The 12,239-nt window shown below is 69.7% G+C and carries 13 protein-coding genes and 2 tRNA genes; 10 read left to right on the forward strand and 5 right to left on the reverse strand.

Going from position 1 to position 12,239, the window contains the following annotated elements; all coding sequences use genetic code 11:
- Positions 1-110 precede the first annotated feature (110 nt).
- Positions 111-1,613, reverse strand: a complete 1,503-nt coding sequence (locus ABD295_RS01555; RefSeq protein ID WP_344301828.1) for a peptide ABC transporter substrate-binding protein — start codon at positions 1,611-1,613, stop codon at positions 111-113.
- A gap of 708 nt (positions 1,614-2,321) precedes the next feature.
- Positions 2,322-2,397: transfer RNA gene (locus ABD295_RS01560), tRNA-Lys, on the reverse strand.
- Between the two features lie 171 nt (positions 2,398-2,568).
- On the opposite strand from ABD295_RS01560, the gene ABD295_RS01565 reads away from it, so the two are divergent.
- From ABD295_RS01565 to ABD295_RS01580, 4 genes are all read left to right on the forward strand, one after another.
- Entirely contained in the window at positions 2,569-3,534 is a 966-nt protein-coding gene (locus ABD295_RS01565) for a pirin family protein (protein WP_344301829.1), read from the forward strand.
- Between the two features lie 148 nt (positions 3,535-3,682).
- Positions 3,683-4,585 carry a collagen-like domain-containing protein gene (locus ABD295_RS01570; protein WP_344301830.1) on the forward strand — a complete coding sequence of 301 codons (903 nt, stop codon included), beginning with the start codon at positions 3,683-3,685 and terminating at the stop codon, positions 4,583-4,585.
- Between the two features lie 71 nt (positions 4,586-4,656).
- Positions 4,657-5,052 carry an ion channel gene (locus tag ABD295_RS01575; RefSeq protein ID WP_344301832.1) on the forward strand — a complete coding sequence of 132 codons (396 nt, stop codon included), beginning with the start codon at positions 4,657-4,659 and terminating at the stop codon, positions 5,050-5,052.
- Positions 5,049-6,344, forward strand: a complete 1,296-nt coding sequence (locus tag ABD295_RS01580; protein ID WP_344301833.1) for an ankyrin repeat domain-containing protein — start codon at positions 5,049-5,051, stop codon at positions 6,342-6,344. The genes ABD295_RS01575 and ABD295_RS01580 overlap by 4 nt, the downstream gene beginning before the upstream one ends.
- Here the strand turns inward: ABD295_RS01580 and ABD295_RS01585 are convergent.
- The 3 genes from ABD295_RS01585 to orn all read right to left on the reverse strand — a co-directional run bounded on the left by ABD295_RS01585 (position 6,338) and on the right by orn (position 8,117).
- Positions 6,338-7,171, reverse strand: coding sequence for a calcium-binding protein (locus ABD295_RS01585; RefSeq protein WP_344301834.1), 834 nt, complete (start codon positions 7,169-7,171; stop codon positions 6,338-6,340). The genes ABD295_RS01580 and ABD295_RS01585 overlap by 7 nt on opposite strands.
- A 150-nt stretch (positions 7,172-7,321) precedes the next feature.
- Positions 7,322-7,397: transfer RNA gene (locus tag ABD295_RS01590), tRNA-His, on the reverse strand.
- Between the two features lie 33 nt (positions 7,398-7,430).
- On the reverse strand, positions 7,431-8,117 hold the full coding sequence (gene orn, locus ABD295_RS01595; protein WP_344301835.1) for an oligoribonuclease: 687 nt from the start codon (positions 8,115-8,117) through the stop codon (positions 7,431-7,433).
- 131 nt (positions 8,118-8,248) lie between these two features.
- Here orn and ABD295_RS01600 point away from each other — a divergent pair, with 131 nt between their 5' ends.
- The 6 genes from ABD295_RS01600 to ABD295_RS01625 all read left to right on the forward strand — a co-directional run bounded on the left by ABD295_RS01600 (position 8,249) and on the right by ABD295_RS01625 (position 12,219).
- On the forward strand, positions 8,249-8,755 hold the full coding sequence (locus ABD295_RS01600) for a MauE/DoxX family redox-associated membrane protein (protein ID WP_344301836.1): 507 nt from the start codon (positions 8,249-8,251) through the stop codon (positions 8,753-8,755).
- Complete coding sequence (locus tag ABD295_RS01605; protein ID WP_344301837.1) at positions 8,739-9,491, forward strand: DsbA family protein; 753 nt, start codon at positions 8,739-8,741, stop codon at positions 9,489-9,491. Before ABD295_RS01600 ends, ABD295_RS01605 begins: the two co-directional genes overlap by 17 nt.
- 145 nt (positions 9,492-9,636) lie before the next feature.
- Positions 9,637-10,677 (forward strand): adenosine deaminase, encoded by a 1,041-nt coding sequence (locus tag ABD295_RS01610; RefSeq protein ID WP_344301839.1) that lies wholly within the window; start codon positions 9,637-9,639, stop codon positions 10,675-10,677.
- A gap of 273 nt (positions 10,678-10,950) precedes the next feature.
- The gene (locus tag ABD295_RS01615) at positions 10,951-11,148 is read left to right on the forward strand and encodes a hypothetical protein (protein ID WP_344301840.1); all 198 of its coding nucleotides are present in this window, start codon (positions 10,951-10,953) and stop codon (positions 11,146-11,148) included.
- A gap of 99 nt (positions 11,149-11,247) precedes the next feature.
- Positions 11,248-11,847: a calcium-binding protein gene (locus ABD295_RS01620; protein ID WP_344301841.1), complete on the forward strand. Its 600-nt coding sequence runs from the start codon at positions 11,248-11,250 to the stop codon at positions 11,845-11,847.
- A 30-nt stretch (positions 11,848-11,877) separates the two neighbouring features.
- On the forward strand, positions 11,878-12,219 hold the full coding sequence (locus ABD295_RS01625; RefSeq protein WP_344301842.1) for a hypothetical protein: 342 nt from the start codon (positions 11,878-11,880) through the stop codon (positions 12,217-12,219).
- The last annotated feature ends 20 nt before the right edge of the window (positions 12,220-12,239 follow it).

A 12,239-nucleotide genomic window follows, 5' to 3' on the forward strand; every position in this document is an offset into this window, starting at 1 on the left:
CGGAGGCGGACACTTGCGTGCCCGGCCCCGCTCGGGACTTGGGGTCCCCGGGTCCCCCGGGTGTCCCCGGGCCTCACACCCAGGAACAGACGCTCGGTGTTGCTAGAGGCTCATTGCTGGACGGTGATCTCGCCGTACGCGATCTCACCCTCCCCCACGTCGAACCGAACGTTGCCGATCTCCTCCGAGTGGGCGATCGCTGTGCCGCCGCTCCACATCGGGATGATTGGCATGTCCTCGAGGGCGAGGTCGCCTGCCTGCTGGTAGAGCTCAATGGCCTCCTCGAGCGAGGGTGCGGCGTCTGCCGCGGCCACCAGGGCATCCAGTTCCGGGTTGGAGTAACCGGTGTAATTGGAGTCACCGCCGGTGCCCACGATCGGTCGGATGTAGTTCTCCGGCGACGGGTAGTCGAGCGACCAGCCGAGCCGGAACGGGCCCTCGAAGTCGCCACCGTCGAGCAGCTCGAGGTACTGCGCCCACTCGGTCGAGTTCAGCTCGTAGTCGAAGCCGAGCGTCTCCTGCACCTGACGGGCCGCCGCCTCGACCCACGCGTCGTGGCCAGCACCGGCGTTGAAGTAGTACTGCAGCGTCATGCCTTCGGGGTCCACGCCGGACTCCTTGAGGAGCTGCTTGGCCCGCTCGGGGTCGAATTGACAGTACTCACACGCGTCGTCACGCGAGCCGGGGATCGGCGGCGTCACGATGTCCGTAGAGGGGTAGGCCAGACCGTTGAGCACCTGCTCGACGATGAGCTGCCGGTCGATCGCCATCGAGATGGCCTGCCGGACCTTTTTGTTGTCGTAGGGCGCGGCGCCGACGGGGAAGCCGAGGTAGGTCAGCGATGCGGTGGGCTTCTCGATGATCGCGTCACCGAGAGTGCCCTTCGCCTGGAGGTAGACCTCCGGGGCCAGGCTCAGCACATCGAGGCCTCCGTTCTGGAAGTCACGGTAGGCCGCGGTCGGCGTCGTGAACATCTTGAAGTCGACCGAATCCGCCATCGCGGGCTGCTCACCCTCATAGTCGGCCCACCGCTCGACCGTGACCTGCTGGTCGTGCGCCCATGGCTGGGTCATCTGGTAGGCGCCGGTTCCGATCGGCTGCTCGTTGCACGCGTCCACGTCGTCGAAGCACTCCTGGGCAATGGGTGCGAATGCTGGGGCGTAGCTGAGCATCTGCCCGAACTGCGAGAACGGGCTCTTCAGCGTCACCTCCAGGGTCTGCTCGTCCACGACCTTTATCCCCGCCGCTTCCGGCCCCTCGCCAGCGCCCTCGATTCGGGACATGAAGCCGGCAGTGGCCTGAGCATTCTTGGGGTTCTGCGAGAAGTTCCACGCGCGGGCGAACGACTCAGCATCGATTGGCTCACCGTTGTGGAACGTGCGCCCCTCCTTGAGCGTGATCGTCCAGACCGTCTGGTCCTCGTTGGAGGAGACCTCCTCGGCCAGGCCGTCGTAGATCAGCTCGCCCGACTCGAAGTCGGTGCTGACCAGAGGGTCGTTGATGAGGTCAAGGACGGCGCTGCACTCGGACTCGTAGCAGTTCGACGCAGGAGCGAGGAACGTGGGCTCCGTCAGCTCGGCCGAGTACGTCCCTCCCGCGGCGCCAGCCGGCATCTCAGAGCTGCCTTCGCCCTCGTCCAAGTCGTCGTCCCCACCCCCGCATGCGGTTAGCCCGAGGACGAGTGCCGTGCAGGCCGCCGTCATGCGCCATGACTGCTTCGCTCGCATGAGATCTCCTAGCAGTGTCGAGGATGCTCGTCTCGCCATGGTTGGCAGCACCGCAGGATCAGGGCAACGGGCGGCTCGTCAACGTCATGTGACTGCAATAGGTGCCGAGGTTTGTGACGCTGGCCTGTGACAATCTGATGCTCCCGCGCCATCTCGGCTGCAGGGTGTTCGTCTCAGGCTTACGGCTGCTAGCGGCTGCCGGGAGTCCCTCTTGGCCCAGCGGAGTTGGACGTCAAGGCGGTGCGTACCGATGATCAGCGATCCGCGAGACAGCATGACGTCCCAGCGATTGAGTCGGCGGACTTGAGCCACCTTGCTTCGACGATCTCTGGCGCCGGCCCGTTCAGGCACGACGTCGACAGGTGGCTGGCACCTCTGCAGCTCAGTGGCCGCCGGCTATCCGTCGCCGGCATGTGCCCTGCCTTCTCGGCGGGCGGCCTGGATGCCACCGAAGGCACAGTCATCGCGTGCAGCCAGCAGCCAAATGATCGCGGCACGTGTTCCCGGTCGTTCCTCGTGACCGTTGACTATGCGTCAGCGGGTTCTGAAACGGCAAAGCCGCAGGTCAGACGGCCTGCGGCTTCGACTTCGGGTTGGTACGCCATCAGGGACTCGAACCCCGAACCCGCTGATTAAGAGTCAGCTGCTCTGCCAATTGAGCTAATGGCGCGTGTGGTGAAGCGCCGTCAACGTTACCAGCGGGCGGCGCGCGCTCGAAATCGAAGGGGAGCGGGCGCGCGATCGTCACGATGAGCCTGCCCGGCGGCCGCTCTGCGGAATATTGAGATTTCAACTACCGTTGGACCTGGCAACACCGACCATCACCCCTGAGGAGCCTCGGATGCCCGCGATCACCGTCGACGACTTGAGTGTCCTGCCGCGCTTGAAGAGCCCCGGTCTGGGCGACCAGCCGCGCCCGGTGTGGCAGGTGACGACCGCTCCGACGGGCTTCGAGGGGGAGGGCTTCCCGGTGCGGAGGGCGTTCGCCGGGATCGACATGGCCCACCTCGACCCGTTCATCATGATGGACCAGATGGGTGAGGTGGAGTACGCGCCGGGAGAGCCCAAGGGCACGCCATGGCACCCGCACCGCGGCTTCGAGACCGTCACCTACATCATCGACGGCACCTTCGACCACCAGGACAGCCACGGCGGCGGCGGCACGATCACCAACGGCGACACCCAGTGGATGACCGCCGGCGCCGGCATCCTCCACATCGAGGCGCCGCCCGAGTGGCTGGTCCAGTCGGGTGGTCTGTTCCACGGCCTCCAGCTCTGGGTGAACCTGCCGCGCGACGCCAAGCTCAACAACCCGAAGTACCAGGACATCCGCTCGGCCCAGGTCGGCCTCACCACCACCTCCGACGCGGGCGTGCTGGTGCGGGTCATCGCCGGGGCCGTCGACGGCGCCGAGGCGCCGGTGACCGGGCCGGGATCGACGTACACGCCGATGGCGCTCGTGCACTCCACCTTGGAGCCGGGCAGCCGCCTCGAGCTCCCGTGGGACCCGGAGTTCAACGCGCTCGGCTACGTCCTCAACGGCAGCGGCACCGTCGGCACCGACCGCAGGCCGGTGCGCCAGGGTCAGGCCGTGCTGTTCGGCGCGGGCGACTACCTCACGATCGAGGCCGACAAGACCCAGGAGAGCCGGTCGCCCAAGCTGGACGTCGTCGTGGTCGGCGGTCGCCCCATCCGGGAGCCCCTGGCGTGGGCCGGGCCGTTCGTGATGAACACCAAGGCCGAGGTGCTGCAGGCCTACGAGGACTTCCAGAAGGGTCACTTCGGGCACATCCCCGGACACCACTGAGCGAGTGCGATCACCGGACGACAGATCGTCAGGATCACCCTAACGGGTGCATTTGCGTCCTTTCGCGTCATCGTCGGGCTGTTGTGTGGTCCTGTTAGCAAGCAGTACCTACGCCAACAGAACCCGACCTCACCCGAGGAGCCCCCCAATGCCTCGTTCGCTGCCGCCTGCCCAAACGCCGCGCAACCCCTTCTCGAGGGCGCTGCGCTGGGCCCGATCGTCCACTCCGGCGCTCGTCGCCGTCACCACCGTCGCCGCCCTCGGGATCGGCTCGGCCTCCTTCGCGGCCGGCATGGTCACCGGTGCCGACGTCAAGAACGGCTCCCTCACCGGCAAGGACGTCAAGGACCGGACCATCACCGGCAACGACGTGAAGCGCGGCACCCTCAAGGGCAAGCACATCAAGAACGGCACGATCGCCGCGGGAGACCTCGCTCCGGGCGTGAAGATCTCCGGCCCGGTAGGACCTGCCGGCCCGACCGGGCAGACCGGCGTGGCCGGCCCCGCCGGAGCGACCGGTCCCCAAGGACCCCAAGGAGTCCAGGGCGGGCAGGGACTCACCGGCCTGCAGGGCGTCAAGGGCGACGACGGCGACCAGGGCCCCAAGGGCGACGACGGCGCCCAAGGCCCCAAGGGTGACGACGGTGCGCAAGGCGCGAAGGGCGACAAGGGTGACCCCGGCACGACCGACGTGTGGTTCGACGACGGCGACGGGGTCTCGGTGCCCAGCGGTGGCGCCAGCGTCGCCCAGGTGACCGTCCCCGCCGGCACGTACGTCGTCAACGCGGGCGCCCTCGTCGTCAACACCGGGCTCGCCGCCACCGCCACCTGCAGCCTTCAGGCCGATGCGGTCGCGGTCGGCACGGGGACGCAGAGCTCCGTCCTCGCGGTCGCCGGCGTCGGTGACCGCAGCACCTTCACCTTCGGGCACGCGCAGACCTTCGCCGCCGAGACCGTCCTGCGGGTCTTCTGCAGCGGCAGCGGCGTCTCCCTCAGCCTCGTCGCCGACGCCGCCCACGTGAGCGCGGTCAAGGTCACCACCGTCCACTGACCTCGGCGCGCGCTTTCCGGCACGACACGAGGCACCCCCATCGGGCCGTCGACCGGTCCTAGAGTGATCGCGTGACGACGCAGACGTGGGAGCGCCGGACCGAGTGGCCGCTCGCCTTCGCCGCGGTGCTCTTCCTGGGCGCCTACGCCTGGCCGATCGTCGACCCCGACCTGGACCGCTACGGCGACCGCTACCCCGTGACAGCGGGCGGCCGTCTCGTCGACGTCGGCCTGATGATCGCCGGCATCGCCGTGCTTGGCACCGTCACCGCCACGATCGCGTCGTGGCTGGTGGACACCGTCTCCGCGGAGACCAGCGAGGAGGTCGACGACCTAGGCATCCAGGTCGCCGAGCTGGTCGCACTCCTCAAGGGGACCCGCCCCGACATCGCTGAGGCCCTCCCGAGCACCGGCCCGAGCGCCGGCCCCATGGCCGGGCTGGGTCCCGCACCCGCGGACCAGACGTGAGGCTCGGTCTGCTGGCGTGCGCAGCCCTGGTCCTGGTCGCCTGCTCCCCGGGGGACCCGGGAGCCGGTGGGGCGCCGACCCCCAGCGTTGCTCCGACCCAGTCCCCGACGGCCGACTCCACGCGGACCGAGGCCGCCGTCCCCGAACCCGAGCAGACCCCGCAGCCTTCCGAAGTCGAGCAGGCCCGTCTGGACGAGCGGTTGCGAGCCGCCGCCTGGGCCGGCGACGTGCTCCGGGCCCGGCGCTTGGTCGAGCGCGGCGCCGATGTCAACGCGAAGGACGAAACCCAGCAGAGCGCCTACCTGATCGCGACGAGTGAGGGCCACCTCGAGCTCCTGGAGCTCACCCTGCGCCACGGAGCCGCTGTCGACGACAAGGACAGCTTCAACGGCACCGGCCTGATCCGTGCCGCCGAGCGTGGGCACGCCGACGTCGTCGGCCGCTTGCTGCGGGCGGGGATCGACAAGGACCACGTCAACAACCTGGGCTGGACCGCGCTGCACGAGGCCGTGCACCTCGGCGACGGCACCGAGCGCTATCTCGACACCGTCCGGGTGCTGGTCGCCGGGGGAGTGGACGTCGACATCGAGTCGCCTCGCGACGGCGCCACACCCCTGGCGTACGCGCGCGCCCGAGGCTTCGACGACCTCGCCAGGCTCATCGAGGTGGCGTCCGCCCAGGACGGGCGACCCCTCGACCGGTCCACCGCCGAACGACGCCTGTTGGACGCGGCCCGGTCCGGTGACGGGGACGCCGCCGCCCTGGCGCTGCGGGCGGGTGCGCGGCTCGAGACTCGCGACGCCGACCGGCGTACGCCGCTGCTGCTGGCCGCGACCCATGACCGGGTGGCCGTCGCACGCCTGCTGGTTGCTCTCGGCGCCGACCCCGACGCCCTCGACGCCATTCACGACACCCCGTGGCTCGTGACCGGCGTGACCGGGTCGGTCGCGATGCTGGAGGCACTGCTTCCCGCCCGGCCGGACCTGACGATCCGCAACCGGTTCGGCGGCGTCTCGGTGATCCCCGCCAGCGAACGTGGCCACGTCGACTACGTACGCCGGGTGGTGCGCACCGGTATCGACGTCAACCACGTCAACGACCTCGGCTGGACCGCACTGCTCGAGGCGGTGATCCTGGGCGACGGCTCGGTGTCCTATCAGAAGATCGTGCGGATCCTTCTCGACGCCGGCGCGGACGCGTCGATCGCCGATGGCGACGGCGTCACGGCGCTCGAGCACGCGCAGACGAGCGACCAGACCGAGGTCGCGCGCATCCTGCGGCGCGCTCAGTAAGGCCAGCCGGACGGTGGGGTGGCGATGACCTCGACCGTCTCGCAGAGCCACGGAGCCGCACCGCCGACCGTGTCGAGCGGGTCGCGCCCACCGACGAGGTAGACCCGGTCGATCCCGGCCCCGCAGTAGATGTTGTCGACGGAGCCGTCGAGGAGCACGTAGACGACGTCGCCGCCCTCCTCGCTGTTGACCTCGTCGTATCCGCTGCCGAGGAAGATCGTGTCGTTGCCCGGGTCGCCGGTCATCTTGTCGTCCCCAGGTCCGTCGATGAGGGTGTCGTCGCCGACGCCGCCGTCCAGCTCGTCGGCACCGAGACCGGCGTCGATGCGATCGTTGCCGACGCCACCGGACACGTGGTCGTCCCCGTCGCCGCCATCCAAGGTGTCATCTCCGGCCGCTCCCTGGAGATCGTCGTCGCCGGTGCCGCCGATGAGCTGGTCCACCCCCGCCATGCCGACGAGCCCGTCCGCGTCGTCACCACCGTCGAGATGGTCGTTGCCCGCGTGCCCGAGCAGCCGGTCCCGCCCCGGACCGCCGAGCGCGAGGTCGTCACCGGCGTGGAGCAGGACCAGGTCGTCGTCCGCCCCTGCGTCGACGGTGTCGTTGCCGGCCTGTCCTTTGACCAGGTCGTCACCTTCGTACGTCATGACGGTGTCGTTGCCCGCCTTGGCGTCGATCACGTCCGGACCGGTGGTGCCGACGAGCGTGTCAGCCCGGCCGCTTGCCTTGTCCTTGGGCTTGTGGGCTGACGCGGGGACCGTCAGGAGGAGCGCGAGCAACACTCCCGCGACCACGTAGGCGTGCTGTCCGGACCTGGTGCTCCGCATGTCGTCCCCCCCATGAGACCGGGCCGCTGGCGTACGGCCCGCCGATGAGACGCGGTGGCAAGCGATTCATGACGGCGTGACGGACCCGCGCTGCGGTGCTCCGGAGCGCGCGAGCCCCGGCCCGCTAGGCGGACCGGGGCTCGACACGAATGGGGTGAGTAACGGGACTTGAACCCGCGACATCCGCCACCACAAGGCGGCGCTCTACCAGCTGAGCTATACCCACCATGCGGCCCCGCCGTGCGGAGCCGGGAAGAGTCTACGGTGCCGGAGCCTGTGCCGCGGAATCGGGAGCCAGTCCGGACCCGACAATTTCGGGCTCGTCCTCGTCGTCGCCGGTGAGTCCGGTGATGGCGCCCCCGTGACGCAGGGCCGCCTCCCGCGCGGTGTCGCTGTCAGGCCCGGGCGCAGGCACGAAGACGGTGTCGCGGTAGTAGCGCAGCTCCTCGATGCTCTCCTGGATGTCGGCCAGGGCGCGGTGGTTGCCGCGCTTGGCCGGTGCCTGGAAGTAGGCACGCGGGAACCACCGGCGTGACAGCTCCTTGATCGAGGAGACGTCGACGATCCGGTAGTGCAGGAACTGCTCCAGCAAAGGCATGTCACGCGACAGGAAGGCGCGGTCCGTGGCCACCGAGTTGCCCGCCAGCGGCGGGCGGCTGTGCGGCCCGCACTGAGACTGGACGAAGGCCAGCACCTGCTCCTCGGCGTCGAGCAGGGTCGTCCCGTGATCGAGCTCCGCGAGCAACCCTGAGGCCTCGTGCATCTGGCGCACGTAGTCGCCCATCTGCTCGAGCGCCTCGGCAGGGGGCTTGATGATGATGTCGACCCCAGGGCCGAGCACGTTGAGGTCGAAGTCGGTGACCAGGGCCGCCACCTCGACCAAGGCGTCGACGCCCAGGTCGAGGCCTGTCATCTCGCAGTCGATCCACACCAGACGCTCACTCATCGCGGGCCCACCCTACCCATCGGGCGGACAGAGCCGGAGGCTGCCCAGGGCCGGATCTCACGACAATTGAGGACTTTGGGCCCGCCGGTTCCTCAGACTCGGTTCAGGCGCGCTGCCTAGAGTCCGGAGGTGTGCCTCCCAAGTACGCCGTTGCCCTGGGCGTCCTCGCGCGCCTGGTCACCGGCGGAGTGTGGATCGCCGCAGGCCTGATCAAGCTGCCCGACCCCGCCGCGAGCGTCCGCGCCGTGCGCGCCTACGACCTGCTGCCCGAGTCAGCGGTCACCCTCGTGGGCCATGGGCTGCCGCTGCTGGAGATCCTGGTGGGGCTGCTCCTCGTCGCCGGCCTCCTGACCAGGCCGGCGGCCGTCGTCAGCGCCCTCCTCCTGGTCGCCTTCGTGATCGGCATCGCCTCCGCCTGGGCCCGCGGGCTCGAGATCGAGTGCGGGTGCTTCGGGGGTGTCGGCGCCAAGGAAGGTGCGTCGTCGGCGTACCCGTGGGAGATCGCCCGCGACATCGGGCTCCTGGCGCTGTCCGGCTGGCTCGTGTGGCGGCCAGTGACGCCGTACTCGCTCGACGCAGTGCTCTTCCCGACCCCCGCACCCTCACCCGAGAGGATCCTCGATGTCCAAGGCCGATGACCGCCGCAAGGCCCGCGAGGCCGCTGCTCTGGAGCGACAGCGGCAGGAGCAGCGCAAGCGCCGGCTCGTCGTCGGGGGAGTCGTCGTGGCCGTGCTGGCCGTCGTGCTGGGCATCGGCATCGCCGTGCAGGCCTCGCGCGACACCACGGGCGAGGCTGCCGCCGTGGTGCCCGGGTCGAGCGAGGCAGCGGCTCCCGATGCCGTGACCGCCGACTACGGCGTCGTGGTCGGCGACGCGGACGCGCCTGTGACGATCACCTTGTACGAGGACCTCCAGTGCCCGATCTGCGCCGGGCTCGAGGCCGCCGTGGGTGATCGGCTCAACGACGCCATCGACGCCGGGCAGGTTCAGGTCGAGTACCGCATGGTGTCCTTCCTCGACGGCGAGTCGGAGAACGAGTACTCCTCGCGAGCGCTCAACGCCCTGCTCGCCACCCTCGACTCCGGCGGGGTGGACGCGTTCAAGACGCTCCACGACCAGCTGTACGCCGCCCAGCCGGCCGAGGGCACCGCAGGTCCTGAGGACGCCGAGCTGATCGCGGACGCGGTGGCCGCCGGCGCGGAGGAGTCGACCGTGCGCGAACCGATCGAGGACAAGGCCTACGCCCAGTGGATCAAGAACGCCACGGACGCGATGTCCCGGAACGGCGTGAACGGCACGCCCACGGTCTTCGTCGACGGCGAGCGGATGGGCGGAGACCCGGCGCAGGCGGTGCTCGACGCGCTCGGGGGGTGACCTGTAGGTGGTCTCGACTGATCGCTCGCAAGCTCGCTGCTCGACCACCGGCGCGTCCGGCTGCTCGACCACCGGCGCGTCCGGCTGCTCGACCACCGGGTCGAGGAGTTGGCGGCGGGTCGGCGGGTTCGGCAGCATCTGCCGGATGAGCATGAGGGAGTTCATCGTCGGGTTGCCGAAGGCCGAGCTGCACGTCCACCACGTCGGTTCGGCGTCGCCGCGGATCGTCTCCGAGCTGGCGGCACGCCATCCGGGCACGGTCCCCACCGACCTCGACGACCTCAAGGACTTCTTCGCGTTCCGCGACTTCGCGCACTTCATCGAGGTCTACCTCGCCGTGGTCGCCCTGGTGAAGACACCCGAGGACATCCGGTTGCTGACCTACGAGGTCGCCCGCGAGATGGCGGAGGAGCAGCACATCCGGTACGCCGAGCTCACCTGCACGCCGTACACCTCGGTCCTGCCGTTTCGGGAGGGTGTGGGGATGCCGATCGAGGCCTACACCGAGGCGATCGAGGACGCCCGCGTCGCTGCCGAGCGTGACTTCGGGCTGGTGCTGCGCTGGATCTTCGACATCCCCGGCGAGGACGGCATCCAGGGCGCGGACGCGACGCTCACCTACGCGTTGGACCACCGGCCCGATGCCCTGGTGGCCTTCGGCCTCGGCGGACCAGAGATCGGGGTGCCACGGGCGTGGTTCCAGCCGCACTTCGACGCCGCACGGGCCGCGGGGCTGCACAGCGTGCCGCACGCCGGCGAGACGACCGGGCCCGAGACCGTCTGGGACTCGCTCCGGTTGCTCGGCGCCGAGCGCATCGGCCACGGCACCTCGTCGGCCCAGGATCCCGCGCTGCTCGCGCACCTCGCCGAGACCGGCATCCCGCTCGAGGTCTGTCCGTCCTCCAACGTGGCCACGCGTGCCGTCGCGTCTCTCGAGGAGCACCCGCTGGGCGCCTTCGTCGAGGCAGGCGTGACCGTCACGATCAACTCCGACGACCCGCCGATGTTCGGGACCACGCTCGACCGGGAGTACGAGATCGCCGCCGACCTGCTCGGTCTCGACGAGGCGGGCGTGGCCGACCTGGCGCGAGCCGGAGTGGTCGCCAGCTTCGCTCCCGAGGACGTCAAGGACCGCATCCTGGGCGAGATCAACGCCCACCTCGCGGCCGCCACCGGCGTGTCCTGAGAGACACGCCGTACGCCGCGAAATTGGTGCCCGCAGGCTCTTGCGCGGGCGACCGGCGCGGGCGTAGAACTGTCCTGTCAGAAGGGCTTCGGCCCGGAAGACGCCGAAGGCCACCAACTCATACTTGGTGGCCTTCACCTATTTGCGGGCCCCGCGACGTTGGCGCTCGAAAAGTTGGCGCTCGAAGATAGTTCGGGCCCCGCAAACTCATACTTTGCGGGGCCGAGACCATTTGTATCCGGACTCAGGTCCCGGGTCGGGGAGATCGGCCGCGTGTCGCCGCGCAAGATCGAGCAGCCGGCGCCGACGTACCGTCGAAGGGTGCTCGCCCTGCTCCGCCTCGTCGCGCCGCGGGTGGGGGAGCGGGTGGTCGTCGAGACGGCGTCGCGCCCGTTCGTGTCCGACGAGTTCGGCAACCCTGAGCACCGCATCGACAAGATCGGTGTGCTCGTGGCCTCCCGACCCGCATAACGGTCGGTTGCGTTCGGGTGGGTGACCCGGATGTGAACTCTGGTTAGCCTGGCGGTTCGGGGGATGTCAGGCGTGATCCACCACTGAAGGACTCCCCCCATGAATTCCCCCTCTCGGACCCTGCTCACCCTCGCCCTCTCCAGCCTCGTCGCGGTCTTCGCGGCCTGGGCGGCCTCGGCGCCGGCCCACGCCGACGGCATCGACGGCAGCAAGCGCAGCGAGCGACTCGTCGGCACCAAGGACGCCGACACGATCAAGGGCCGGGCCGGCGACGACAAGGTCAACGGCGTCCTCGGCAACGACCGGCTGCTGGGCGGCGTCGGTCGCGACCAGATGATCGGCGCGGTCGGCGACGACTGGATCGACGCCGGGGCCGGCCGCGACGTCATCAACGGCGGCTTCGGCCGCGACGTCATCCATGACGGCCCGGGCGACGACATCGTCAAGGGCGACGAGCAGGACGACGTCCTCTACGTCGGCGACGGGGCCGACATGGTCTACCCCGAGGAGGGGAGCGACACGGTCTACCTGTTCCCGGACGGCGACCGCGACGAGATCTACTGCGGGAAGCCGAACGTCGACCACGACGTCGTCGTGATCGTCGGGGCGCGCGATCCGAAGGACGACTGGGACGACACCAACCAGTCGTGCGAGGAGATCCGCTACGAGGCGCGCCCGGCTGTCCGCCTCGCCGACTGAGGCTCGAGCTGTGCCTGCGACGATGGGGTCGTGACGGAGAAGCGCCGCAAGCACCTGATCGACCCGGCGGCTCCGCGCCCGCAGGTGGATGCGGCTGCCGCCGACCATGCGCTGACCCAGGTGCAGCGCTGGGTGATCTCGGTGCTCGCGGTCACCACGATCCTGCACCTGGCCGTCGGCATCGTGATCGGCTCCTTCCACATCGACGACGCCCGCACCGGCGACCGGGTCGGGCTGTGCGTGATCGGTGGCCTGTTCGGCGTCGTCGCCGTCGCGGCCGGCAGGGCCATCCATGGCCGCAGTCCGGTCTCGCTCTGGCTGCTGCTCGGCACGATCCCCGGCCTGGTCGGCATCTGGCTCACCCTGCGCTGAACGACCCGCGCTGGACGACC

The organism is Nocardioides bigeumensis (genome assembly GCF_039531755.1).
GTDB classification, from domain to species: Bacteria; Actinomycetota; Actinomycetes; order Propionibacteriales; family Nocardioidaceae; genus Nocardioides; species Nocardioides bigeumensis.

Bases quoted from the DNA above. Each gene is read 5' to 3' on its own strand.
- ABD295_RS01555 (WP_344301828.1), bottom strand. From the start codon at position 1,613: ATGCCGGCTGGCGCCGCGGGAGGGACGTACTCGGCCGAGCTGACGGAG.
- ABD295_RS01565 (WP_344301829.1), top strand. From the start codon at position 2,569: ATGCCCGCGATCACCGTCGACGACTTGAGTGTCCTGCCGCGCTTGAAG.
- ABD295_RS01570 (WP_344301830.1), top strand. From the start codon at position 3,683: ATGCCTCGTTCGCTGCCGCCTGCCCAAACGCCGCGCAACCCCTTCTCG.
- ABD295_RS01585 (WP_344301834.1), bottom strand. From the start codon at position 7,171: ATGCGGAGCACCAGGTCCGGACAGCACGCCTACGTGGTCGCGGGAGTG.
- orn (WP_344301835.1), bottom strand. From the start codon at position 8,117: ATGAGTGAGCGTCTGGTGTGGATCGACTGCGAGATGACAGGCCTCGAC.
- ABD295_RS01605 (WP_344301837.1), top strand. From the start codon at position 8,739: ATGTCCAAGGCCGATGACCGCCGCAAGGCCCGCGAGGCCGCTGCTCTG.
- ABD295_RS01610 (WP_344301839.1), top strand. From the start codon at position 9,637: ATGAGCATGAGGGAGTTCATCGTCGGGTTGCCGAAGGCCGAGCTGCAC.
- ABD295_RS01620 (WP_344301841.1), top strand. From the start codon at position 11,248: ATGAATTCCCCCTCTCGGACCCTGCTCACCCTCGCCCTCTCCAGCCTC.